The following is a 23,361-nucleotide window of genomic DNA, read 5'->3' on the forward strand; positions in this document are numbered from 1 at the left end:
GGTGCTGTTTTAGCCTCATGTTAATTCGTGAAGAGGACTATTCTGTGTCACGTACAATTATGTTGATCCCCACTGGCACCAGCGTCGGCCTGACCAGCGTCAGCCTGGGTGTCATTCGCTCCATGGAGCAAAAAGGCGTTAGCCTGAGCGTGTTCAAACCTATCGCACAGCCACGTACTGGCGGCGACTCGCTCGATCAGACCACCACCATCATCCGCAGCAGCAACTCCACCATCACCGCGGCCGAACCGCTGCGCATGAGCTACGTTGAGGGCCTGCTGAGCTCCAACAAGCAAGATGAGCTGATGGAAGAGATCGTGGCTCGCTACCACGAAAACACCAAAGACGCAGAAGTGGTGTTGATCGAAGGTCTGGTACCAACCCGTAAACATCAGTTCGCCAACGCGCTGAACTACGAAATCGCCAAAACGCTGAATGCAGAAATCGTCTTCGTGCTGGCGCTGGGTAACGACTCCCCGGCACAGCTGAAAGAGCGCATCGAGCTGGCCCGCAGCAGCTTCGGCGGCAGCAAAAACAAAAACATCACCGGCGTGATCATCAACAAGCTGAACGCCCCGGTTGACGAGCAGGGCCGCACCCGTCCTGACCTGTCCGAGATCTTCGACGACTCCACCAAGGCCAGCGTGACCAACGTTGACCCGGCGCAGCTGTTCGCCAACAGCCCGCTGCCGATTCTGGGTTGCGTGCCGTGGAGCTTTGATCTGATCGCCACCCGCGCTATCGACATGGCTCGTCACCTGAAGGCCTCCGTGGTCAATGAAGGCGACATAATGACCCGCCGCGTGAAGTCGGTGACCTTCTGTGCGCGCAGCATCCCGCACATGCTGGAACACTTCCGCCCAGGCTCACTGCTGGTGACCTCGGCAGACCGTCCTGACGTGCTGGTTTCTGCCTGTCTGGCTGCGATGAATGGCGTAGAAATCGGCGCCATCCTGCTGACCGGTGGTTATGCCATCGACGAGCCGATCAGAAAGCTGTGTGAACGTGCCTTCCAGACCGGCCTGCCGGTATTTATGGTCGACACCAACACCTGGCAGACCTCGCTCAGCCTGCAAAGCTTCAACCTTGAAGTGCCGGCGGACGACCATCAGCGCATCGAGAAAGTGCAGAACTACGTGGCCAGCCACATCAACGCCGAGTGGATCGAGTCTCTGACCGCCACCTCCGAGCGTTCACGTCGTCTGTCTCCACCGGCATTCCGTTACGAACTGACCGAGCTGGCACGCAAAGCCGGCAAACGCATTGTCCTGCCTGAAGGTGACGAGCCGCGTACCGTGAAAGCGGCAGCTATCTGTGCCGAACGCGGTATCGCAGAATGCGTGCTGTTGGGTAATCCGGAAGAGATCAAGCGCGTTGCTGCCGCTCAGGGCGTTGAACTGGGCAAAGGCATCGAAATCGTTGATCCGGTCGCCGTCCGCGAACTCTATGTGCCGCGTCTGGTTGAGCTGCGTAAGAGCAAGGGCATGACCGAAGTGGTTGCGCGTGAGCAACTGGAAGACAACGTGGTTCTCGGCACCCTGATGCTGGAGAAAGGCGAAGTTGACGGGCTGGTTTCCGGCGCGGTTCACACTACTGCCAACACCATCCGTCCACCGCTGCAGTTGATCAAAACCGCACCGGGCAGCTCGCTGGTGTCCTCCGTGTTCTTCATGCTGCTGCCTGACCAGGTTCTGGTGTACGGCGACTGTGCGATCAACCCGGATCCAACCGCTGAGCAACTGTCTGAGATCGCAATCCAGTCAGCCGACTCCGCCGCCGCTTTCGGTATCGAACCACGCGTAGCGATGATCTCCTACTCCACCGGCAACTCCGGTGCGGGCAGCGACGTTGAGAAAGTGCGTGAAGCGACCCGTCTGGCACAGGAAAAACGTCCTGACCTGATCATCGACGGTCCGTTGCAGTACGACGCCGCGATCATGGCTGACGTAGCCAAATCCAAGGCGCCTAACTCGCCGGTTGCGGGCCAGGCTACCGTGTTCATCTTCCCGGACCTGAACACCGGTAACACCACCTACAAAGCGGTACAGCGTTCTGCTGACCTGGTGTCCATCGGGCCAATGCTGCAAGGCATGCGCAAGCCGGTGAACGACCTGTCACGTGGCGCACTGGTAGACGACATTGTTTACACCGTGGCGCTGACCGCCATTCAGTCTTCCCAGGCTGATGAAGCTGTAGTGAAAGCCTGATAACCTCTGGGTTATCCGATAAAAAAAGCCGGTCAATTGACCGGCTTAGTCTGATGACAAACACCCGAAAAACGTGGTTTTCGGATGTTTGGAGTAAATCAGAAGACATAATCCTTTGTTTTTTATTAGCCATCAGTTCAAGACTTTTAACTGCAAAGAACTTTGTCAGCAATCTGAGCCGGTCACTCGACCGGCTTTTTCATTTCTGAAACTCCATCAGGCATTTTCATCGCTATCGCGTAGCGGTTTACCGTAAGCCTGCTCGTTGTTGCGTGTCAGCCAGAGCGACAGCGCTTTTAGCGAATCCGGCGTGAATTCGTCGCAGCGTGCGGTGATCTCTTCCGGCGTCAGCCAGCTCACCTCAGCCACTTCTTCTTCCTGCAGCGCAAACGGGCCGTGAGATACGCAACTGAATAATGCGCCCCACACCCGGCACTGATCTTCTTCAAAGTAGAACAGGCCGTGTTCGGCGAAAGGCACGCCGGCAATGCCCAGCTCCTCTTCCGCTTCGCGACGGGCGGAATCCAGTACATTCTCCCCGCTCTGCACCACACCACCCGCAGTGGCGTCCAGCCAGCCCGGATAGAAATCTTTAATGTCGGTGCGACGCTGCACCAGAATTTTTCCCATTCCATCATGCACCACAATATAGGTAGCACGATGACGCAGCCGTTGGGCACGCATCTGTTGGCGACTGGATTGAGCAATCACTTCGTTTTGCTCGTTGACGATATCAACCCACTCGGTATCTGCAGCCTGATCCTGTTCCGCCATCCTCTAAAACCTTCTATTTTGGCGCGATGCATCCCGCGCACTGGTTAATCAATGAGTGTTTTTCAAAGATTTTTATTGTGTGTGTATAAATTAGTGCGTTAATGCCACCTCTGCAACAGCCTTGCCGCCGAGCAAAGTGACCACACTTAAAACGCCGTCCTCCAGTATGCCATAGCTGGCAGGAAAGCCCCCTTTCGGAATGCTGACCGACCCTGGATTAAAGCAGTAAATTTCTCCCTGCCGTTCCGCCTGCGGCAAATGGCTGTGTCCGTAGACCAACACATCACCGGCAGATAACGGCGGCAGTGCCGAGGGATGATAAAGGTGACCGTGGGTTAAAAACAATCGTCTTTTTTGTAATAGCACCTGCTGCCAAGACGCGGTGATAGGGAAAGACAGTAGCATCTGATCGACTTCACTGTCACAGTTGCCGCGAACGGCGATGATCTTGTCGCTATAGCGATTCAATTGTTCGGCAACCTGCGCCGGCTGATAACCCACCGGCAGTGCATTGCGCGGCCCATGATTCAGCAAATCGCCCAGCAGGATCAGCCAGTCGGCGCCGCTTTGTTCAAAACGCTCCAGCACGCTTTCGGTGGCGGGGAGCGAACCATGTATGTCCGAGGCAAATAACAGCTTCATAACCTTGTCCCTGTTAAGGAAATAAGCCCTATTTTAGCGCGCTGGCACCGTGCGGCAAACCGCAGATACGCCTGCAAAGCATTGTGATGCATCTTGTGGAGATAGCATCAGACGAATCTCACATAGCCTGCTATTCTTAGCTGCTATTGTTGGTAACCCTAGAGAAAGATCTCTGATATACCTTTGTGCGCGGCGAAGACCGCAACAACGTGTAATGACTTACAGATCACCTTACCGCAGGAGGCAACATGATTGACCTGTATTACGCGCCTACTCCCAATGGTCACAAGATTACCCTGTTTCTGGAGGAGGTTGGCTTACCCTACCGTATCCACCGCGTAAATATCAGCGCCGGCGACCAGTTCAAGCCGGATTTTCTGAGCATTTCACCCAACAACAAAATCCCGGCGATTGTCGACCAGCAACCGGTTGATGGCTGTACGCCGATCAGCCTGTTCGAGTCCGGCGAAATTCTGCTGTACCTGGCGGAGAAAACCGGCAAGCTGCTGAGCAAAGGGCTGCGTGAGCGCGCTGCCACGCTGCAGTGGTTGTTTTGGCAAGTGGCGGGCTTTGGGCCCATGCTCGGGCAAAATCACCACTTCAACCACTACGCACCACAGCCGGTACCTTACGCCATCGAACGCTACCACCTGGAAACCAAGCGCCTGTATGCCGTGTTGGAAGCCGAGCTGCAAAAGCACCCCTATCTGGGCGGTGACAACTACAGCATAGCCGATATCGCGACTTATCCCTGGGTGGTGTCACACCCGCGTCAGCGCATCGATCTGGCGGATTATCCTGCGGTACGCAACTGGTTCGAACGCATCAGCAACCGCCCGGCTACCGAGCGTGCCTACAAGCTGGCTGAGCAGGGTTAAATTTCCAGCTCCCCGGCCTCCGGGGAGTTTCCCCCGACTCGTTATCTTTTCCCTGCTTTCCGTGTATTCTGAGCACCAATAATCAGACCTGTGGAGACTCTCTGATGTCATTCAGTCAACCCGACGCCATTATTCGTATAAAAAATCTGCGGTTGCGTACATTCATCGGTATCAAGGAAGAAGAAATCAACAACCGTCAGGACATCCTGATTAACGTGGTGATCCATTACCCGGCGGACAAGGCGCGCGACAGTGAAAATATCGACGACGCGCTCAATTACCGCACCATCACCAAAGCCATCATCCGTCATGTGGAAGATAACCGCTTCGCCCTGCTGGAAAAATTAACTCAGGATGTGCTCGATATCGTGAAACAACACGCCTGGGTAACCTATGCTGAAGTGGAGATAGATAAACTACTGGCCCTGCGCTACGCCGACTCGGTTTCGATGACCATGAGCTATCGCCGGGCCTGAAAACCACAGTTTCAGGGAGAATCGACCATGCGGATCCTGATCACCGGTGCCACAGGATTGATAGGGAGCAGCCTGACACAGCGGCTGCTGGGCCTTTCTCACCAAATTACGGTGCTGAGCCGCAACGTGCAGCGCGCACGTGAGCAATTCGGCGAGCAGGTCAGCTACTGGTCAACGCTGCAGGATCAGCCCTCGCTGGACGGTTTTGACGCGGTGATCAATCTGGCCGGGGAGCCGATCGCCGACAAGCGCTGGAGCAAAGCGCAGAAAGAGCGACTGTGTCACAGCCGTTGGGATCTGACCGAGCAGTTGGCCAAGCTGATTAATGCCGGCAGCGCGCCACCCAGCGTGCTGATTTCCGGTTCTGCGATTGGCTACTATGGCGATCAGGGCCAGGCGGTGGTCACCGAAGACGAAGCCCCACACGACGAATTCACCCATCAGCTGTGCCAACGCTGGGAGTCTCTGGCTTTGCAAGCGCAAAGCGATGCCACCCGCGTCTGTTTGCTACGTACCGGCGTGGTGCTGGCGCCCAAAGGTGGTGCCTTGGCGAAAATGCTGCCGCCGTTCCGTTTTGGGCTGGGCGGTCCCATAGGCGACGGCCGCCAATATCTGCCATGGATCCATCTGGAAGACATGGTCGATGGCATTGTCTATTTGCTGGAACACCAAACCCTGCAAGGGCCGTTCAATATGGTTGCCCCCTACCCGGTTCACAACGAACAGTTTACCGCTCAGCTCGCCAACGTGCTCGATCGGCCGGCATTTCTACGCGTACCGGCATTCGCCATGCGTTTATTGATGGGGGAAGCGGCAGTATTAGTGTTGGGTGGGCAGCGAGCAGTACCCAGAAGGCTGGAGGAAGCCGGTTTTAGCTTCCGCTTTTTGGAGCTGGAACAGGCATTGGATGATGTGATTAATCAGCGGGCCGAAACCCGCTGACGATCCGCTCGGGGCCAGAAAGATCCGGCCCCGACAGGTCACTATTTTAACGCGCCGGACAGGAACTGCTGCAGGCGAGGACTTTTCGGATTGCCAAACAGCTCAGCCGGTGGCCCCTGCTCTTCGATCAACCCTTTGTGCAGGAAGATCACGTGGCTGGAAACATGACGCGCAAACTCCATTTCGTGGGTTACCACCACCATGGTTTTGCCCTCTTCCGCCAGCTTCTGCATGATGCGCAGGACTTCCCCCACCAACTCCGGATCCAGCGCTGACGTCGGCTCATCGAACAGTAAAACTTCCGGCTCCATCGCCAGGGCGCGCGCGATAGACACACGCTGTTGCTGGCCGCCAGACAGATGCACCGGGTATTTGCCGCGAGCCCGCTCGTCGATACCCACCTTATCCAGATAACGTATCGCGCGCTCACGCGCTTCGGTCTTGCTCAGCCCCAGCACCTGTACCGGCGCCTCCATCACGTTCTCCAGCACCGTCATGTGGCTCCACAGGTTAAAATGCTGGAACACCATGGTCAGGCGGGTACGCAGCAGCTGCAGCTGTTTCTTGTCGAAGACCTTCAGTTGGCCGTCCTTGTCACGCACCATGCGGATATCTTCGTTGTTCAGGCTGATGGAGCCTTCACTCGGCTTCTCCAGGAAGTTAATGCAGCGTAAAAAGGTACTTTTACCAGAACCGGAAGACCCGATGATGCTAATCACATCCCCTGCGTTGGCCGCCAGCGAGACGCCTTTCAGCACTTCGTGTTCGCCATAGCGTTTATGCAGTTCGGTGACGGCTAATTTATTCTCAGACATAGTAGGTTCCCGTCATTATCAGTGATTAACGTGTGCCATCCAGCGCTTTTCCGCCTTGCGGAACAGGCTGATTAACCCGTAAGAGATGATCAGATACAGCACCGCCGCAATGCCAAAGGCATAGAACGGCTGGTAGGTCGCCGCATTGATATCTCGCGCTATCTTCAACAAGTCCGGCACGGTGGCGGTAAACGCCAGCGCGGTGGAATGCAGCATCAGGATCACTTCGTTGCTGTAGGCCGGCAGTGCGGTGCGCAGCGCAGAAGGCAAAATGATGCAGCGGTACATTTTGAAGCGTGAGAAACCATAGGCATTGGCCGCCTCGATCTCACCGTGCGACACCGAGCGGATCGCCCCGGCGAAGATCTCGGTGGTATAGGCACAGGTGTTCAGCGTCAGCGCCAAAATGGTGCAGTTAAGCCCGCTGCGGAAGAAGGCATTGAGGAAGTCCGTCCCACGGACGATTTCCAGGCTGTACATACCGGAGTAAAACACCAGCAGTTGCACATACAGCGGCGTGCCGCGGAAAATATAGGTGTAGAGCCAGACCGGGAAACGCACCCAGGTGATGGAAGAAACGCGCGCCACCGCCATTGGGATCGCCAGTAAACCGCCCATCACCACCGAGGAAATCAGCAGCCATAAGGTGACGGCGACACCGGTAAAACGGTAGCCGTCACTCCACAGCAGCGATTGCCAGTACTGTTGCAAAATTTCGATCATAGCTCAGCCCTCCGGACGCCCAGGGAATAACGCCGTTCAAGCCACAGCAACACGCCATTGGAGAGAGTAGTGAAAATCAGATAAACCACCCCGGCGACGATCGCAAAGAAGAACGGCTGATAGGTACCTTTACCGGCCAATTGAGTGGCTTTCACCACGTCATTCAGGCCCAGAATAGATACCAGCGCCGTCGCCTTCAGGATCACCTGCCAGTTGTTGCCAATGCCCGGCAGGGCAAAACGCATCATCGCGGGAAACAGAATGCGGCGGAAAATCTGCGAACCGGTGAAGCCATAGGCGGTTGCCGCCTCGATCTGCCCCTTCGGCACGGCCATATAGGCACCGCGGAAGGTTTCAGTGAAATAGGCACCGTAGATAAACCCGAGGGTAATGATCCCCGCGCTGAGCGGATCAATATCGATTTGCGAGAAGCCAAGCAGTTCGGTGAGGTTGTTGAGCGCAATTTGCAGGCCGTAGAAAATCAACAGCATCAGCACCAGGTCAGGCACGCCGCGGATCAGCGTGGTATAGGCGCCAAACAGCGTTGAAAGCAGGCGATTTTGGGAAAGCTTGCCACCGGCACCGATCAAGCCGATCACCAGCGCCAGCAGTACAGAACTGAGGGCCAGCTCCAGCGTCACCAGAGCGCCCTCAAATATCAATTGGGAATAGCCTTGCAGCATTTACTTCACCCTGTCGTCATTGGATCCCGAACCATCGGGGCCGGCGAGCCAGCCCCGAAGTCACAACACGGAACGGTTGCGGCATTAACCGCCGTAGACGTCAAAATCGAAGTATTTCTTCGCGAACTTGTCGTAAGTGCCGTCTTTGCGCATTTCAGCAAAGGCTTTATCCAGCGCCGCTTTCAGCTCGGTATCGGTCTTGCGCAGGCCCATGCCGGTACCCACGCCGAAGAATTTGTCATCCTTCACCGACTCACCGGCAAAAGCATAATCCTTGCCTGGAGGCTGTTTCAGGAAGCCATCGCTGCCCGCCACTTCGTCCTGGAAGGCGGCATCGATACGGCCGGATGCCAGGTCAGCATACACCAGATCCTGGTTCTGATAAGGCACAACGGTGATGCCCTTAGGCTGCCACATGGCGTTGGCATAGGCTTCCTGGGTGGTGCCCTGCAACACGCCGACGCTCTTGCCTTTCAGCGCGTCCACGGTTGGCAGCAGCTTGGAGCCTTTCGGTGCAATCAGACGGGCGTTAGCGGCGTACAGCTTGTCGGTAAAGGCTATTTCCTGCTGGCGTTTTTCGGTGATCGACAGAGAAGAGATGATGGCGTCAATTTTCTTCGCCTTCAGGGATGGGATCAGCGCGTCAAAATCGCTTTCCACAAAGGTACATTGGGTATTTATGCGTTTACACAGCTCTTTGGCCAGATCGATATCAAAACCGACCAGCTCACCTTTGGCATTTTTGGATTCAAATGGTGCATAGGTCGGATCGGTACCTATCTTCAGCGTCGATGGTACCGCGGCAAATGCGCTGCTTGCTGCTGCTAAAGCCAAGACTAAAGGGAGAACCTTAACCAGCTTTTTCATAAATTACCCTCAAATTGATTTTTTGATGCCACTGCGGGCATTACTTTTCCACCAAATCAATTTGCAGTAATCGTGCCACATTTGTTGCTGTAGGCGGAGGGAACGGCTCCGGCCTTCACAAAACTGTTTCCTGGGACGATAACCGCAAAATTAAATCGGCCAGTGTTGGCCGCGCCACGGGCAATGGAGAAATACCAGAGCCTTGAAACAGTGAGCGTGATGAAGTGGGATCATTATGGTGCATGCGCCGCCCTAATTCAGTGCGGTGTTGCACAAATGTACCAAATTGGGGAAAAATTTGTTAATTCGTGCCTTGCCAGCGGGCAAATAAATCTTGCGGTAATTCAATGTCAAACTGATCGACCACCCGGTTGACGGTTTGATCGATGATATCTTCTACGCTTTCAGGACGATGATAAAACGCCGGCACGGGCGGCATGATCACCGCTCCCATTTCCGCCACCTGGGTCATCAGGCGCAGATGGCCGATATGCAACGGGGTTTCACGTACGCACAGCACTAACCGACGACGCTCTTTCAGCACCACATCGGCAGCCCGCGTCAGCAGACCGTCACTGTAGCTATTGGCGATACCCGATAAGGTTTTGATCGAGCAAGGTAAAATCACCATCCCGGCCGTTTTGAACGAACCGGAAGAAATACTGGCACCGATATCGCGTGAGTCATGCACCACATCCGCCAGCGCCTGCACTTCACGCAGGCTGAGATCGGTTTCCAGCGCCAGAGTTTGCCGGGCCGCGTTACTCATCACCAAATGGGTTTCCACCTCTGCGACGTCGCGCAATACCTGTAACAGGCGCACGCCGTAGATTGCGCCGCTGGCGCCGGAAATACCGATGATGAGTCGTTTCATAAAGCTGGCCTCTGCCAAGGAAAAAATAGGATCAGGCAGACTTTGCCGCAATGGGGCTACATAAGCAAGTCAGGGAGGGATAATGCACCGCAGCGAGCGCCACGGTGCACTGTTTTGGTCAAGGCCAAGGCTTAGCCTTCGTTGTGCATTTCCAGATTTTCCGCTTCGGTCTGCCCACGCATTTCTTTGGCGTCGTCATTGCGCAGCGATTCCAGATACTCGAGGTAGCTCTGGTCGACGTCTTTGGTGACGTAGATACCGTTGAATACCGAGCATTCGAACTGGCTGATGTCCGGGTTCTCTTCGCGCACCGCTTCGATCAGATCGTCCAGGTCCTGGAAGATCAAGCCGTCGGCACCGATGATCTGGCGGATTTCATCCACTTCACGGCCGTGGGCAATCAGTTCATTGGCGCTCGGCATGTCGATGCCGTACACATTAGGGAAACGGATCTCCGGCGCAGCGGAAGCCAGATAAACGCGTTTCGCCCCGGCGTCACGCGCCATCTCTACGATCTGCTCGGAAGTGGTACCGCGCACGATGGAATCATCCACCAGCAGCACATTCTTGTCGCGGAACTCGGCACGGTTGGCGTTCAACTTGCGGCGTACCGACTTACGGCGCGCCTGCTGGCCCGGCATGATGAAGGTACGGCCGACATAGCGGTTCTTCACAAAGCCCTGACGATACGGCTTATCCAGGATACGCGCAATTTCCAACGCGATATCGCAGGAGGTTTCCGGGATGGGGATCACCACGTCGATGTCCAAATCTTCCCACTCACGGGCAATCTTCTCACCCAACTTCTGCCCCATACGCACACGGGCGCTGTAGACCGAAATCTTGTCCATAAAGGAGTCTGGACGAGCAAAGTAGACGTATTCGAACAGGCACGGGTTGGTTTTCGGGTTCTCTGCACACTGGCGAGTGAACAGTTGGCCTTTATCGGTGATGTACACCGCTTCGCCCGGCGCCACGTCGCGCAGGAATTCGAAGCCCAGCGTGTCCAGTGCCACGCTCTCGGAAGCCACCATATACTCGTTACGGCCATCTTCCAGCGTGCGTTTGCCAATCACCAGCGGGCGGATACCGTTAGGGTCACGGAACGCCAGCAGACCGTGGCCGATGATCATCGCTACGCAGGCGTATGCGCCACGCAGTTGCTGATGCATGGCGGCAACGGCGGTGAAAATGTTGTCGGACTCCAGCGGATAATGTTGGAAACGGTCCAGCTCACTGGCCAGTACGTTCAGCAGGATCTCGGAATCGGAGGTGGTGTTGATATGGCGGCGGCCGCTTTCAAACAGCTTTTGGCGCAGCTCATGGGCGTTGGTCAGGTTACCGTTGTGGGCCAGCGTAAGGCCGAACGGCGAGTTGACATAGAAAGGTTGAGCCTCTGAGGCACTGGAGCTGCCAGCCGTCGGGTAGCGCACATGGCCAATACCCATGTTGCCCTGCAAGCGCTGCATATGGCGTGCCTCAAACACATCCTTCACCAGACCGTTGGCTTTACGCAGACGGAACCCATTATGGGCATCTATGGTGACGATGCCTGCGGCATCCTGGCCACGGTGCTGAAGCACCATCAACGCATCATAAATCGACTGGTTTACCGGCATAAAACCGGCGATACCGACAATACCGCACATGTTGTCTTTTCCTCATCAGCGCTACCGCCCCGGTAAATGGGTCGGCAAGAAACTCGACGTGCTCTGCAGGTAGTCAAAGAACCACCTGATGATGTAACTGAACTGGGGGATCAGCTGCGACTGTTTCCAGTCGGTACTTTGTGAAAAGCCGGTAAAGGTATCCAGGAAAAACAGTATCGCCGAAACGATCAACACGCCGCGCAGTGCGCCGAAACAGACGCCCAGCACCCGGTCGGTGCCTGATAACCCGGTTTTCTCTACCAGTGAGCTAATCACATAGTTAACAATAGCGCCTACGATCAGGGTCGCGATAAACAAGATGGCAATCGCGATGCCGTTTCGCACCAGTTCATCTTCAAAACGAGTGAAGTAGACTGCAAGGTAAGAGTAAAAATGGCTGGCAACAAAAAACGCACATCCCCATGTCACAAGTGACAATGCTTCGCGAACAAACCCTCGGATCAGGCTCACCAGAGCCGAAAATCCAATCACCGCTATAATGACGTAATCAATCCAGACCATGAACTATTCCAATGATGAATCGCCCCTGCATCCATTTCGCGGCGAATTCTAACAGAAAACGTAAACGTTTGCGTAGGGGTTTTCCTACCACGTTACAAATAAAAAACGGCGATAAAAAAATTCCCAATCGCCGCGCCTACATAGGCCATTTCAGCTACGAAAGGCACATTATTTTTAATGATTATATCGGCATCCATCGTTTCAGGGGCACAGCATGCTGTGCCCCCTCATCTTAACGTACGCCGTACGGCTTCACCTGACCGCTCAAACCACTGATCGAGTTCAGCGCGGACAGCGAAGACTGCAGCTTCTGTTTCGAGGCGTCCGGACCGACATAAATCCGGGTGATCTGCCCCTGTACCGGCGTTGACGGCACGGTAAAGGCGCGATAGCCGGACAGCCTGAGCGATGCCACCACCTCATTGACCTTGGCGGCGTTCTTCAGCGCGCCGAGCTGCACCACATAAGCCTGCCCCGCCGGCGCTTTCTCTTCCGCCGGCTTCTGCACAGGTGCAGGTTCAGGCTTGGGTACTGGCGTTGGCTCAGGTTTCGGCTCCGGCCGGGTTTCAGGTTTCACCACCGGCTTCACTTCTACCGGCTTCGGCTGCTGCACCGGTTTTGGCTTCACCTCTACCGGTTTCGGTTTTGGCTGTGGCGTCGGCTGTAGTGTCGGCTGTGGACGGGTTTCGACCTGCGGCGTAACCAACGTCGGCTGCTGCGTCGGCTGGCGAACTGCCTGCTGCGCTGCGGCCTCATTGGCCGCCTGCTGCTCAACCAACGCGCCCGCCCCTTCCGGCGGCTGTGCCGGTAGCGGTTGGCTTACCGGTGGCAGCACGTCGTTTTCTTCCACATCACCGGCCTTTGGCACCAATGGAATGGCGGCGAATTCGTCCTCATAATGCTTCTTTTTACCGTCCAGCAGCCCTGGCAGGATAATCACCCCCAGCGCGACCAAAATAACGGTACCGACCAATCGGTTTTGAAATTTACTTGCCACTCACACTCCCCGCATCTCGTCTAACGCCGCCATAACCTGTGCAACGGTGTGGAACGATCCACAGACGATCACAATATCCTGAATATCTGCGTCCTGCATAGCCTGACGCCAGGCAGTTTCGACATCGGCAAACTGCCGCGGTTCCGTCAAATATTGCGCCAACAGTTCAACGCTGGCCCCGCGCGGCCCGTCCAGCGGTGCGCAATACCACTCATCGACCTGCTCACTCAAACAGGCCAGGGTGCCGGCGATGTCTTTATCCGACAACATCCCTACCACCGCACGCACCTTGCCACCCTTGCGCGGCAAAGTCGCCAGACGCCCGGCCAGATAGCCTGCCGCGTGAGGGTTATGCGCCACGTCGAGGATCAGCGTCGGCTCACGCCGTACAATCTGGAAGCGCCCAGGCAATGTCGCTTGCTGCAGCCCGGTGAAGATTGCCCGCTCATCAATTTCCAATGCAGAAAAATGCAGCGCTGCCAGCGCGGTCGCAGCGTTGGCCAAGGGGACGTTTGGCATCGGCAGGTCGGTCAGCAAAGTGCCGCCGCCTTGCCACTGCCAGCGTTCGCCCTGTTCACTGAAGGTCCAGGCATCGCCACGGCGGTACAGTTGGGCACCCAGGGTTTCCGCTACCTGCCCAATGGTGGCCGGCATATCAGGTTCACCTACCACCGCCGGCTTGCCGCTACGGAAGATACCGGCCTTTTCGCGGCCAATGCTTTCGCGATCGTTGCCCAGCCAGTCGGTATGATCCAGCGCGATGCTGGTCACCACCGCCACACTCGGATCGACGATATTGGTCGCGTCCAGGCGGCCACCGAGTCCGACTTCCAGGATCACCACGTCAAGCTTAGCCTGTTTAAACAGTTGCAGCGCCGACAGGGTGCCGAATTCGAAGTAGGTCAAAGAAGTTTCACCCCGGCCCGCCTCAATAGCGGCGAACGAACGGCAATGCTCGGCCTCGCTCAGTTCATCGCCCTGAATGCGTACCCGTTCGGTATAACGCACCAGGTGCGGCGAGCTGTAGACGCCAACGCGCAAACCGGCCGCCAACAGGATGGTTTCCAGGGTGCGACAGGTGGTGCCTTTGCCATTGGTACCGGCAACGGTGAATACCGTCGGTGCAGGAGTGAGTAAATCAAGATGCGCCGCAACGCGCTGTACGCGTTCCAGGCCGAGTTCGATCGCCTGACTGTGCAGACGTTCCAGATAAAAAAGCCACGAGCTCAATGGCGACGTGGCTTGGGGAATTTGGTGGTTTTGCATGAGTCCCGTCACTGAACTTGGGTTCATTAATCCATCGGGCACCACCCTCACCGCGGTAAAGGCGATGCTCTCCGTTTTCAGCCGTCATTTAGCCACAAAATGGCGGCTGAACCCACACCGACTGGTAGCGGTGTGGGTCACTTATTTGCCTCAGGCGTCGGCCTGATTTTCCTGCTCAGACACCGGCGCGGCTTCATCGAAATGCGGCTGCGGCTGGTTGGTCAGCTTGGAAAGGATACTCGCCAGGGTCTGGCGCATTTCCGGACGGCGTACAATCATGTCGATCGCGCCTTTTTCAATCAGGAACTCACTGCGCTGGAAGCCCGGCGGCAGCTTTTCACGTACCGTCTGTTCGATAACGCGTGGACCGGCAAAACCGATCAGCGCTTTCGGCTCGGCGATATTGATATCGCCCAGCATCGCCAGACTGGCAGAAACACCACCCATGGTCGGATCGGTCAATACCGAAATGTACGGCAGACCGCGTTCCTGCAGTTTCGCCAGCGCTGCGCTGGTCTTCGCCATCTGCATCAGCGACATCAGTGCTTCCTGCATACGGGCACCGCCACTGGCTGAGAAACACACCAGCGGGCAGTTGTCTTCCAGCGCCTGCTCAACCGCACGCACAAAGCGCGCGCCGACCACGGACGACATGGAACCACCGATAAAGGCAAATTCGAACGAAGCCGCGACAATCGGCATGCCGTACAGCGTGCCCTTCATCACGACCAGCGCGTCTTTTTCACCGGTCGCTTTCTGTGCGGCAACCAGGCGATCTTTATACTTTTTGGAATCCTTGAACTTCAGAACGTCTTTCGGCTCCAGTTCGCTGCCCAGCTCCACTTCACTGCCTTCATCCAGCAGGGTATGCAGACGCATACGCGCAGTCATGCGCATGTGGTGGTCGCATTTCGGGCACACTTCCAGATTACGCTCCAGCTCGGCGCGGTAGAGAACCTGACCGCAGCTATCGCATTTGGTCCAGACCCCTTCAGGAATACTCGCCTTACGGGTTTGGGTGATATTGCTCTTGTTAAGAATTCGTTCAATCCAGCTCATCGATGACCTTTCTGTTTGAACCTGGCAGACGCCAGTCCGCTGTTCATGCTTTAACAATCCCCCCGAAAACACACCAATGAAAAATGCCTGGGCAAAACGCGGCATGCGCGCGAGCAAGGCACAGGTTTCAAGGTTGTTAACAGGAACAGACCATAAATGTCGCTCATTAAACCATATCGGCCCGACTCTGTGGACAAAAAACTGGTCGAACCGACAGGTTAAGCGATGTTTTTACTGTTTTTGCTGGCGGGCAGCCGCGCGCTTATGGCGCCAAATTTCAATGACACCCGGCAGAATTGAAACAATGATGATACCCACGATCAACAGTTTCAGGTTTTCCTGCACGATCGGCAGATCGCCAAAGAGGTAGCCAGCATAAGTGAAGAGCAGCACCCAAACCAGAGCACCAATCACGTTGTAGGCAGCAAAATGGCGATAGGACATATGCCCCATACCGGCAACAAACGGCGCAAAAGTACGCACGATCGGCACAAATCGCGCCAGGATAATCGTTTTTCCACCGTGTTTTTCATAAAACTGGTGGGTTTTATCCAGGTAGCTGCGGCGGAAAATTTTCGAATTCGGGTTACTGAACAGCTTTTCCCCAAACAGCCGACCTATGGTGTAGTTGACCGCATCCCCGAGTATCGCCGCACCTATCATCAACGCAACCATGGTGTGCACATTCAGATCGTTGGTCGGCAATGCCGCCAGCGCACCGGCAACAAACAGCAGAGAATCGCCCGGCAGGAAAGGCGTCACCACCAGCCCGGTTTCACAAAACAGGATCAGGAACAGAATCGCGTACACCCACATACCGTATTGCGCCACCAGTTCGGCCAGATGCACGTCAATATGCAGAATAAAATCAATCACAAACTTGATAATGTCCATAGGTTCTCTCTTTTACCGGGTGTCTCACCCACCCGGCAGGTACACAAGGGAGTAACGCGTCGGGCGCGCCAGTATTTAGTCGTCGGGTAAAAACAGTGGCCCCATTGCCGGCCGGGGTATGGCAAAGTGCTCAGGGTAATCGACGCTAACCAGGTATAACCCGTCGGCCCGCGCCGTCGCCGCAGCCAGATTTCGATCCTTCAGTGCCAACAACTCGGCCATCCAGTTCTCATCCTGATTGCCGCAGCCAATTTCCATCAGGCTACCGACAATGTTGCGAACCATATGATGTACAAAGGCATTCGCCTTGATATCTACCACAAGATACTCGCCGTAGCGCGTAACCTTAACGTGTTTTACATTACGCCAGGGCGTGCGCGACTGGCATTGTACGGCGCGGAACGAAGTAAAGTCGTTCTCGCCCAGCAGCGCCTGAGCCGCCCTTTCCATCCGTTCGGCATCCAGCGGGTGATAAAAATGGGTCATCCCCTGCTGTAATACCGCCGGGCGGTAGCGGTGGTTATAAATAATGTAGCGATAGCGGCGTGCAGTAGCACTGAAACGCGCATGAAAATCTTCAGCCACGCCGGTCACCCAGCGCACGGCGATATCCGGCGGCAAATGGGTGTTGACCCCCATCGTCCAGGCGGCGTCCTTGCGCTGCGCGGTGGTTTCAAAATGTACCACCTGGCCGGTAGCATGCACCCCGGCGTCGGTACGTCCGGCGCACAGCACGTTGATCGGCGCGTTGGCCACCTTGCTCAACGCCTGTTCCAGACAGGCCTGCACGCTGGCCACTTCCTGCTGCCGCTGCCAGCCGTAATAATGGCTGCCGTCATATTCAATCCCCAGCGCGATTTTTAAGGTCGGCTGGGTGGGCAAGACAACTTCAGACATCAGTACATCTGCTCCTGCACCAGACGTTCGGCAGTTTCGATCGCCATTAACGCACCGCCAAAGCGTACGTTATCAGCGACCGACCAGAACTGCAGGATCTCCGGAATGCCGTAGTCATTGCGCAGGCAGCCGACGCTTAACACATCGCTGCCGGAGGCTTCCGTCACCTGGGTCGGGTAGTCGTCTTCTTCACTCAGTTGGATATCGTCCACCTGCTCCAGTTCACCGCGTGCTTCTTCCGCAGACATTGGGCGCAGCGCTTCCAGATGAACCACCTGCGCATGGCCGTAGAATACCGGCGACTGCACACAGCTCACGGAAATCGGCAACCCTTCGTCCTGCAGCACTTTACGCACCTGATCGACAATCAAACGTTCCTCGCGCACGCTGCCCTGTTCATCAGCCAGCAACGGCAACAGGTTGAACGCCAACTGCTTGGCGAAAACGCCCGCTTCAGCCGGAATGCCGTTCAACAGGCGTGCACTTTGGCCGGCCAGATCGTCGACCGCCACTTTGCCGCGTGCCGATACCGACATCAGGGTAGTGACGTGCAGACGGGAAAGCCCGGCCTGCTCGGTCAGAGGTTTGATCGCGGTCAGCAGTTGGCTGACCATGCTGTCGGCCACGGCAACGATATTGCGGTTACGGTAATCTGCCAGCACCTGCGGGTTCACCCCAGGGACCACCAGCGGCACGTCCGGCTCCAGCGCAAACAGGCCGCTGGTGTCGATCACCAGGCAGCCCATGTTGCCGGCTTCTTCCGCGTAGCGGGCCGAGGCCTCGGTACCGGCGACGAAGAACGCCAACTGCGCCTGTGACCAGTCAAATTCTTCCGCTTTTTGCACCAGTACCGATTTACCATTGAAGCGCACCGTAGCACCGGCACCACGTTCACTTGCCAAGGGATAGAGTTCGCCCACCGGGAACTGGCGTTCCTGTAATAATTCCAGCAACGCTTCACCTACCGCGCCAGTGGCGCCAAGCAGAGCGATATTCCAGCCGTCAGACATTGGGTTTCTCCAGAGTATTTATTCAAATGCAGATGGGCGGCTACTGCACCGCCCTGATAACAAAATTAGTCGCTGTGGCTTAAGAAAGCCTTATGCCGTCAGGAAACCCAGCTTGTGCAGCAGCTCCGCACTGGCGCTGTCATTGCACTGGACGCGCAATGAAGACCACTCGCGGCGTTCCTGATAATGCTTGCGCAGACGATCAAATTCGCCCGGTTGCCCGGCCACTTTGCGCAGCGGCGCATCATCGCGGCGCACATCATACACCAAGTGCATCAATCGTTTTAATTTGCCTTCATCCAGCGGCCCATTGAGCTGGATCTGGCTGAATTCGGGTACCGGCAGCAGCGAGGCCAGCTCGATCTGTTGCGGCTGCCCCAGGTGGCGGCTGAAGGCTTCAAACACCTGAGTGGTGCCGCGTGCCTTGCCTTCCAGCGTGTAACCGGCAATATGCGCGGTGCCGATATCCACCCGCGCCAGCAACGGTAGCGAGAGCTCCGGTTCCGGTTCCCAGACGTCCAGCACCGTACTCAGCTTTTTGCCTTTTTCCAGCGCCTGCAGCAGCGCAGCATTATCCACCACCGCACCGCGGCAGGCGTTGATCAGAATACGATTGTCCGGCAGTGCCGCCAGCAGCTCAGCGTCCACCAGATGCAGCGAGTTGTAAGGGCCGGATTTATTCAGCGGCGTATGGAAGGTCAACACGTCAGCTTGCGCCACCAGTTTTTCCAGCGGCCAGAACTCACCGGCATCACCACGTTCGGCACGCGGTGGATCGCATAACAAGGTGCGCACCCCCAGGGCTTTCAGGCGGGCATCCAGACGCGAGCCTACGTTGCCCACGCCGATAATGCCGACGGTTTTATCCCGCAGTTGAAAACCGTCACGTTCGGCCAGCAGCATCAGCGCGGAGAACACATATTCCACCACCGCAATGGCATTACAGCCCGGTGCCGCAGAAAAACCGATGCCCTGCTGTTGCAGCCAGGCATCGTCTACGTGGTCGGTCCCGGCGGTGGCGGTGCCGACAAAACCAATACGGGTACCGGCCAGCAGCGCTTCATTGACTTTCGTCACTGAACGCACCATCAACGCATCGGCATCAGCCAGCGCATCACTCGGGATCGGACGGCCAGGCACCGCCTGCACATTCCCCAAACGACTGAACAATTCAGTCGCGTATGGCATATTTTCATCAACCAGGATTTTCACTTATTGCTCCGACGGTTTACGGCTATTTCGCTGGGAAATAGTGTGCCACCGAATCATGCCCGGCGAAAGCGCTCGGGGGTGGTACCGGCGATTTGCTGAAACATGACAATAAACGCCGAGGCCGAGCTGTACCCTACCTCGAGCGCCACTTCCTGCACGGTTTTTCCCTGTTCCAGTAAGGATACGGCATGCAGGAAACGCAACCGCTGGCGCCATTCGCTGAATGACATCCCCAGATCCTGCTGGCAACGGCGCGACAGCGTACGTTCGGTGGTATAAACCCGGGCAGCCCAGGCGGCGAGCGACGTGTTGTCCGAAGGGCAGTGCTCCAGCGCCTCCAGCACCGGTGCCAGGAATTTGTCTTCGGACGACGGCAGGTAGGTTTGCTGAATCGGCGACAGATGCAGTTGGTCGATCAGTGCCCGGCACAGGCGCAAATCCTGTTTGCTCTGAGGGATATATTGTTTGCGTGCGTAAAAATCTTCGGCAATGGCGCGGAAAATCGGCGTTACGCTGATCAAACAGGGGTCAACCGGCAGCCCGGCGCACAGCGGCAACGCAATATCGACCATGCGGCACTGCGCCAATCGCTGGTTATAACAGGAGTGTTCAATGCCCGCCGGTGCCCACAGCACAAACTCCGGCGGAGCCAAAAAACGCTGGCCGCCGATGCGCAGCACCATCACACCGGCCTTGACCCACATTAACTGCCCCCAACTGTGCTGGTGTGGCTGAAACTCCGTACGGGCGTTGAACTCCTCGCAGCGGAATTGCACCGGCCGTGGCGCCGGGATCAGCGCTTCGGGATAATGACGAATTTCTGGCATGGTTTCGCCCCGTGACTTGTCTTGTTTAGGGAAAATATTGTCTGGATATCGCTATATATAATAAACCGGACACGAGTAAACTAGCCAGCATGTCCGTTGTTAATGAGAATAATTATCATGAATATGCTATTCCCTCTGCTGGCGGTGTTGATTTGGTCAATCAATGCCGTGGTCAGCAAGCTCTCCGCCACCGCCATCGATCCGGCAGCCATCTCCTTCTACCGCTGGCTGCTGGCGTTGATCGCTCTGACGCCTTTCGTCCTGCCAGGGGTGATCCGTCACTGGGGGGCAATACGCGCCAACTGGTGGAAGTTGCTGGTTCTCGGCATGTTGGGCATGGTGCTGTATCAGAGCCTGGCCTATTACGCGGCACAGAGCGTCAGCGCGCTGTTTATGGGGATTATTGTTTCCCTGATCCCGTTACTGACCATTCTGATCAGTATTGTGTTATTGCGGGTAGCACCGACGGTGGGCATTGCGATCGGCAGCCTGTTGTCGCTGGCTGGCTTAATCTGGCTGGTGAGCGCCGGTAACCCGGCCGAATTGTTGCAACATGGCATCGGCAAAGGCGAGTTGATGATGTTTGCCGCCACCGCCGCCTATGCGCTGTATGGCGTGCTGACCAAGCGCTGGGCGATCGCCCTGCCAAATTGGCAGTCATTGTATGTACAGATAGTCTTCGGCGTAGTGTTGCTGTTGCCTAATTTCCTGATGGCGCAGGACGTCGCGCTGACCAGCCAGAATATCCCGCTGGTGCTGTTCGCCGGTATCCCGGCCTCGATCATTGCACCTTACCTGTGGATCCACGGCGTAATGCGTCTGGGTGCCAATACCGCGTCGATCTTTATGAATCTGGCACCGGTATTTACCGCCATCATTGCGGTGCTGTTCCTGCATGAACATCTGCACAGTTACCATTTGATCGGCGGCGGCATCACCCTGCTGGGTGTGATCCTATCGCAGCGCCTGCGCACGCCGCTGGCACGCAAGGCAAAACAAGCCGCAGAGTGTGAAAGCTAAGGCAGCAGTTGAAAGCGCACCCGCACCAGCAGGCCTCCCAGGGTGGCCGAGGTCAACAGCTCCGGGCGGGTGCCGTGATAACGGGTAATGTCGCTGACCAGCGCCAGCCCCAGGCCGGCACCGGGCTGATTGCCCACGTTATCCAGCCGATGAAACGGCTGCAGCGCCTGCGCCGTGTCCTGTTCGGCAATGCCTGGGCCGCTGTCTTCAATTTCCAGCACGCACTCCCGTGCCAACGTATCCATGGTGAGTCGTGCCGTGACCGTACCCTGATTCGGGGTGTATTTCAGCGCATTGTCCAGCAGGTTGGCACACAGTTCAGTCAGCAGCAACGCCTCCCCACCGACCCAACAGACGGATTCCCCCTCATACCCCAGATCGATACGTTTACTGCGCGCCTGTGGCAGTCGTGAAAAACAGGCATCGCGCAGCACCTGCGCCAGATTCACCGGCTGCAACTGGCGATCCGCCTGGTGTTCATGGGCTTTGAGCCTGGAGAGATAGAGCAGACGATCGGTCAGCGCCACCGTGTTATCCAGCGTAGCGCTCATCGCTAACAGGCTTTCCCGCCACTGCTCCGGTTTATCGCTGGCCAGCGCGACCCCCACCTGAGTCTTCAGCACGGTTAACGGCGTGCGAAGCTGGTGCGAAGCGTCAGCACTGAAACGTTCCTGACGCGCCACCATCAGCCGCAGCCGTTCAATATAACGGTTAAATGCCAATAGCAGTGGCTGCATCTCCGACCAGGGCAATACCATCGGCAAGGGCGTCAGTTCACCCGGGTCGCGCCGCAGCATGATACCAGAAAGCTTGCGCATCGGTTTCAGCACCCGCTTGAGCAGCGCAAAGGCCAGGATCATGGTCAACACCACCACGGTACCCTGGCTGAGCAACGCGGAAAGCATCATTTGCCGCGCCAGATAGCGGCGTGACTCCAGCGTTTCCGCCACCAGAATGGTCGCCATGCCCATCACGCCGGATTCATTGATCGGCTGGTACAGCGCAGCTACGCGGATCGGCCGACCGCGATATTCGGCATCATAGAAATGCACCAGCGCTGGATACAGGCTGGAACGCAGAATATGGGGCGGCATCGGCGGCAGATCGTTATAGCCAGAAATACTTTCCCCCAGCGGGGAGATCACTTCGTAATACAGCTGATCGTTCATGTTGCGCTCGAAGCTGTCGAGGACCACATAGGGTACATCCGCTTCCAGCCGACCATTGCGCACCACCAGCCGCTCCGCCACGGTACGCGCCGATGCTAGCAGCGTGCGATCGTAGGCCAGCGTGGCAGCATTCATCGCGCTGAAGTAGTGGGTATAAATCGAGATGCCGCCCAACACCAGCAACGGTAAACCAAAGAATAACAACAGTTGATAAAACAGCGATCTCGGCGCGTTAAACCACCTCATTGCTGAGCTCCAGGCTGTAGCCCAGACCACGCAGGGTGATTATTGCCACATTGCTGCCCTGCAGCTTTTTCCGCAGCCGATGAACGTACAGTTCGATGCTCTCCGGATTGGCCTCATCGGACAGGGTAAACACCTGTTCAAACAGCTGCTGTTTGGCAACCGGTCGGCCACGCCGGTGGATCAACGCGGTCAGCACCGCCAGTTCCCGTGGCGTCAACTGCAAGGGTTTGTCGTCCAGTTGGAAATAGCCTTCATCATGATAGGTCAGCGCCCCGTACTGCAGCGCCTGTTGAGTGACGCCAACGCTGCGGCGCAGCAACGCCCGGATACGCGCTTCCAGCTCATCCAGCTCGAACGGCTTGGTCAGGTAATCGTCTGCGCCCAGATTCAGCCCTTTGACCCGATCGGCGACGTCGGTTCTGGCCGTCAGCAACAACACCGGCAAATCCTGTCCGCGCTTGCGCAGCCGGGCCAGCAGCTCCAGCCCATTCAGGCGCGGCAACGCCACGTCGAGCACCACCAGCGCATAGGTTTCGTTTAATAACAGATGGTCGGCCGCCAGCCCGTCCGGCGCGACGTCGACGGCAAAACCGACGCCGGTCAGCGCCTTTTGCAACCAGTGAGATAACTCGGGATGGTCTTCAACCAATAACAGACGCATTTTTCCATTCCATTGATTTATCTATACCTACAGGCCAGATGCGGTGCCGAG

The 23,361-nt window shown here is 56.6% G+C and carries 24 protein-coding genes; 5 read left to right on the forward strand and 19 right to left on the reverse strand.

Annotated features, from left to right (window positions below; translation table 11 throughout):
- Window positions 1–44: 44 nt before the first annotated feature.
- Window positions 45–2,207 (forward strand): phosphate acetyltransferase, encoded by a 2,163-nt coding sequence (gene pta / locus QOT07_RS17440; protein ID WP_099061644.1) that lies wholly within the window; start codon window positions 45–47, stop codon window positions 2,205–2,207.
- Window positions 2,208–2,423: 216 nt separating this feature from the next.
- Here the strand turns inward: pta and yfcD are convergent, their stop codons facing one another.
- Together yfcD and yfcE are read right to left on the reverse strand one after the other, a co-directional pair.
- Complete coding sequence (yfcD, locus tag QOT07_RS17445) at window positions 2,424–2,981, reverse strand: NUDIX hydrolase YfcD (RefSeq protein WP_099061616.1); 558 nt, start codon at window positions 2,979–2,981, stop codon at window positions 2,424–2,426.
- Between the two features lie 90 nt (window positions 2,982–3,071).
- Complete coding sequence (gene yfcE, locus QOT07_RS17450; RefSeq protein WP_112348840.1) at window positions 3,072–3,623, reverse strand: phosphodiesterase; 552 nt, start codon at window positions 3,621–3,623, stop codon at window positions 3,072–3,074.
- 248 nt (window positions 3,624–3,871) lie between these two features.
- On the opposite strand from yfcE, the gene yfcG reads away from it, so the two are divergent.
- The 3 genes from yfcG (at window position 3,872) to QOT07_RS17465 (ending at window position 5,919) form a co-directional block, all read left to right on the forward strand.
- Window positions 3,872–4,501, forward strand: a complete 630-nt coding sequence (gene yfcG / locus QOT07_RS17455; RefSeq protein ID WP_283603653.1) for a GSH-dependent disulfide bond oxidoreductase — start codon at window positions 3,872–3,874, stop codon at window positions 4,499–4,501.
- Between the two features lie 104 nt (window positions 4,502–4,605).
- The gene (folX, locus tag QOT07_RS17460; RefSeq protein ID WP_012146035.1) at window positions 4,606–4,977 is read left to right on the forward strand and encodes a dihydroneopterin triphosphate 2'-epimerase; all 372 of its coding nucleotides are present in this window, start codon (window positions 4,606–4,608) and stop codon (window positions 4,975–4,977) included.
- A gap of 27 nt (window positions 4,978–5,004) precedes the next feature.
- Window positions 5,005–5,919: a TIGR01777 family oxidoreductase gene (locus QOT07_RS17465; RefSeq protein ID WP_099061618.1), complete on the forward strand. Its 915-nt coding sequence runs from the start codon at window positions 5,005–5,007 to the stop codon at window positions 5,917–5,919.
- A gap of 41 nt (window positions 5,920–5,960) precedes the next feature.
- Here QOT07_RS17465 and hisP read toward each other — a convergent pair whose 3' ends face one another.
- The 15 genes from hisP to QOT07_RS17540 form a co-directional block, all read right to left on the reverse strand.
- Complete coding sequence (gene hisP / locus QOT07_RS17470) at window positions 5,961–6,734, reverse strand: histidine ABC transporter ATP-binding protein HisP (protein WP_020827863.1); 774 nt, start codon at window positions 6,732–6,734, stop codon at window positions 5,961–5,963.
- Window positions 6,735–6,752: 18 nt separating this feature from the next.
- Window positions 6,753–7,457, reverse strand: a complete 705-nt coding sequence (locus tag QOT07_RS17475; protein WP_012146038.1) for an ABC transporter permease — start codon at window positions 7,455–7,457, stop codon at window positions 6,753–6,755.
- Window positions 7,454–8,140, reverse strand: a complete 687-nt coding sequence (locus QOT07_RS17480) for a histidine ABC transporter permease HisQ (protein ID WP_099061619.1) — start codon at window positions 8,138–8,140, stop codon at window positions 7,454–7,456. The genes QOT07_RS17475 and QOT07_RS17480 overlap by 4 nt, the downstream gene beginning before the upstream one ends.
- Window positions 8,141–8,224: 84 nt before the next feature.
- A complete protein-coding gene (gene hisJ, locus QOT07_RS17485) occupies window positions 8,225–9,007 on the reverse strand; it encodes a histidine ABC transporter substrate-binding protein HisJ (protein ID WP_099061620.1) in 783 nt (260 codons plus the stop codon).
- A gap of 301 nt (window positions 9,008–9,308) precedes the next feature.
- Window positions 9,309–9,881 (reverse strand): UbiX family flavin prenyltransferase, encoded by a 573-nt coding sequence (locus tag QOT07_RS17490; protein WP_099061621.1) that lies wholly within the window; start codon window positions 9,879–9,881, stop codon window positions 9,309–9,311.
- 131 nt (window positions 9,882–10,012) lie between these two features.
- A complete protein-coding gene (purF, locus tag QOT07_RS17495) occupies window positions 10,013–11,530 on the reverse strand; it encodes an amidophosphoribosyltransferase (protein WP_099061622.1) in 1,518 nt (505 codons plus the stop codon).
- A 21-nt stretch (window positions 11,531–11,551) separates the two neighbouring features.
- Window positions 11,552–12,052, reverse strand: a complete 501-nt coding sequence (gene cvpA, locus QOT07_RS17500; RefSeq protein ID WP_012146043.1) for a colicin V production protein — start codon at window positions 12,050–12,052, stop codon at window positions 11,552–11,554.
- Between the two features lie 232 nt (window positions 12,053–12,284).
- Window positions 12,285–13,049, reverse strand: coding sequence for a cell division protein DedD (gene dedD, locus QOT07_RS17505; RefSeq protein WP_261427971.1), 765 nt, complete (start codon window positions 13,047–13,049; stop codon window positions 12,285–12,287).
- Entirely contained in the window at window positions 13,050–14,315 is a 1,266-nt protein-coding gene (gene folC / locus QOT07_RS17510; protein ID WP_099061624.1) for a bifunctional tetrahydrofolate synthase/dihydrofolate synthase, read from the reverse strand.
- A 150-nt stretch (window positions 14,316–14,465) separates the two neighbouring features.
- Window positions 14,466–15,374, reverse strand: coding sequence for an acetyl-CoA carboxylase, carboxyltransferase subunit beta (accD, locus tag QOT07_RS17515; RefSeq protein ID WP_012146046.1), 909 nt, complete (start codon window positions 15,372–15,374; stop codon window positions 14,466–14,468).
- Window positions 15,375–15,605: 231 nt separating this feature from the next.
- Window positions 15,606–16,268, reverse strand: a complete 663-nt coding sequence (locus QOT07_RS17520; RefSeq protein ID WP_085117828.1) for a DedA family protein — start codon at window positions 16,266–16,268, stop codon at window positions 15,606–15,608.
- 75 nt (window positions 16,269–16,343) lie between these two features.
- Entirely contained in the window at window positions 16,344–17,165 is an 822-nt protein-coding gene (gene truA, locus QOT07_RS17525) for a tRNA pseudouridine(38-40) synthase TruA (protein WP_129936563.1), read from the reverse strand.
- A complete protein-coding gene (locus QOT07_RS17530) occupies window positions 17,165–18,175 on the reverse strand; it encodes an aspartate-semialdehyde dehydrogenase (protein ID WP_112348831.1) in 1,011 nt (336 codons plus the stop codon). The genes truA and QOT07_RS17530 overlap by 1 nt, the downstream gene beginning before the upstream one ends.
- Before the next feature lie 90 nt (window positions 18,176–18,265).
- Entirely contained in the window at window positions 18,266–19,387 is a 1,122-nt protein-coding gene (gene pdxB, locus QOT07_RS17535; RefSeq protein ID WP_283603654.1) for a 4-phosphoerythronate dehydrogenase PdxB, read from the reverse strand.
- 53 nt (window positions 19,388–19,440) lie between these two features.
- Complete coding sequence (locus QOT07_RS17540; protein WP_099061628.1) at window positions 19,441–20,214, reverse strand: AraC family transcriptional regulator; 774 nt, start codon at window positions 20,212–20,214, stop codon at window positions 19,441–19,443.
- Between the two features lie 117 nt (window positions 20,215–20,331).
- Between QOT07_RS17540 and QOT07_RS17545 the strand changes: the two genes are divergently transcribed.
- Window positions 20,332–21,234 carry a DMT family transporter gene (locus QOT07_RS17545; RefSeq protein WP_207978859.1) on the forward strand — a complete coding sequence of 301 codons (903 nt, stop codon included), beginning with the start codon at window positions 20,332–20,334 and terminating at the stop codon, window positions 21,232–21,234.
- On the opposite strand, the gene QOT07_RS17550 is transcribed toward QOT07_RS17545, so the two are convergent.
- Both QOT07_RS17550 and tctD read right to left on the reverse strand, forming a co-directional pair.
- Window positions 21,231–22,649, reverse strand: a complete 1,419-nt coding sequence (locus tag QOT07_RS17550) for a sensor histidine kinase (RefSeq protein ID WP_283603655.1) — start codon at window positions 22,647–22,649, stop codon at window positions 21,231–21,233. The genes QOT07_RS17545 and QOT07_RS17550 overlap by 4 nt on opposite strands.
- Window positions 22,636–23,310, reverse strand: coding sequence for a transcriptional regulator TctD (gene tctD / locus QOT07_RS17555; protein ID WP_099061631.1), 675 nt, complete (start codon window positions 23,308–23,310; stop codon window positions 22,636–22,638). Before tctD ends, QOT07_RS17550 begins: the two co-directional genes overlap by 14 nt.
- Between the last annotated feature and the right edge of the window lie 51 nt (window positions 23,311–23,361).

Source organism: Serratia proteamaculans (assembly GCF_949794035.1).
GTDB lineage: Bacteria > Pseudomonadota > Gammaproteobacteria > Enterobacterales > Enterobacteriaceae > Serratia > Serratia proteamaculans.

What these genes read in the sequence shown, in the direction of transcription:
- yfcD (WP_099061616.1), bottom strand. Translation starts at nt 2,981, where the DNA reads ATGGCGGAACAGGATCAGGCTGCAGATACCGAGTGGGTTGATATCGTC.
- yfcE (WP_112348840.1), bottom strand. Translation starts at nt 3,623, where the DNA reads ATGAAGCTGTTATTTGCCTCGGACATACATGGTTCGCTCCCCGCCACC.
- yfcG (WP_283603653.1), top strand. Translation starts at nt 3,872, where the DNA reads ATGATTGACCTGTATTACGCGCCTACTCCCAATGGTCACAAGATTACC.
- folX (WP_012146035.1), top strand. Translation starts at nt 4,606, where the DNA reads ATGTCATTCAGTCAACCCGACGCCATTATTCGTATAAAAAATCTGCGG.
- QOT07_RS17465 (WP_099061618.1), top strand. Translation starts at nt 5,005, where the DNA reads ATGCGGATCCTGATCACCGGTGCCACAGGATTGATAGGGAGCAGCCTG.
- hisP (WP_020827863.1), bottom strand. Translation starts at nt 6,734, where the DNA reads ATGTCTGAGAATAAATTAGCCGTCACCGAACTGCATAAACGCTATGGC.
- QOT07_RS17475 (WP_012146038.1), bottom strand. Translation starts at nt 7,457, where the DNA reads ATGATCGAAATTTTGCAACAGTACTGGCAATCGCTGCTGTGGAGTGAC.
- QOT07_RS17480 (WP_099061619.1), bottom strand. Translation starts at nt 8,140, where the DNA reads ATGCTGCAAGGCTATTCCCAATTGATATTTGAGGGCGCTCTGGTGACG.
- hisJ (WP_099061620.1), bottom strand. Translation starts at nt 9,007, where the DNA reads ATGAAAAAGCTGGTTAAGGTTCTCCCTTTAGTCTTGGCTTTAGCAGCA.
- QOT07_RS17490 (WP_099061621.1), bottom strand. Translation starts at nt 9,881, where the DNA reads ATGAAACGACTCATCATCGGTATTTCCGGCGCCAGCGGCGCAATCTAC.
- purF (WP_099061622.1), bottom strand. Translation starts at nt 11,530, where the DNA reads ATGTGCGGTATTGTCGGTATCGCCGGTTTTATGCCGGTAAACCAGTCG.
- cvpA (WP_012146043.1), bottom strand. Translation starts at nt 12,052, where the DNA reads ATGGTCTGGATTGATTACGTCATTATAGCGGTGATTGGATTTTCGGCT.
- folC (WP_099061624.1), bottom strand. Translation starts at nt 14,315, where the DNA reads ATGCAAAACCACCAAATTCCCCAAGCCACGTCGCCATTGAGCTCGTGG.
- accD (WP_012146046.1), bottom strand. Translation starts at nt 15,374, where the DNA reads ATGAGCTGGATTGAACGAATTCTTAACAAGAGCAATATCACCCAAACC.
- QOT07_RS17520 (WP_085117828.1), bottom strand. Translation starts at nt 16,268, where the DNA reads ATGGACATTATCAAGTTTGTGATTGATTTTATTCTGCATATTGACGTG.
- truA (WP_129936563.1), bottom strand. Translation starts at nt 17,165, where the DNA reads ATGTCTGAAGTTGTCTTGCCCACCCAGCCGACCTTAAAAATCGCGCTG.
- QOT07_RS17530 (WP_112348831.1), bottom strand. Translation starts at nt 18,175, where the DNA reads ATGTCTGACGGCTGGAATATCGCTCTGCTTGGCGCCACTGGCGCGGTA.
- QOT07_RS17540 (WP_099061628.1), bottom strand. Translation starts at nt 20,214, where the DNA reads ATGCCAGAAATTCGTCATTATCCCGAAGCGCTGATCCCGGCGCCACGG.
- QOT07_RS17545 (WP_207978859.1), top strand. Translation starts at nt 20,332, where the DNA reads ATGAATATGCTATTCCCTCTGCTGGCGGTGTTGATTTGGTCAATCAAT.
- QOT07_RS17550 (WP_283603655.1), bottom strand. Translation starts at nt 22,649, where the DNA reads ATGAGGTGGTTTAACGCGCCGAGATCGCTGTTTTATCAACTGTTGTTA.
- tctD (WP_099061631.1), bottom strand. Translation starts at nt 23,310, where the DNA reads ATGCGTCTGTTATTGGTTGAAGACCATCCCGAGTTATCTCACTGGTTG.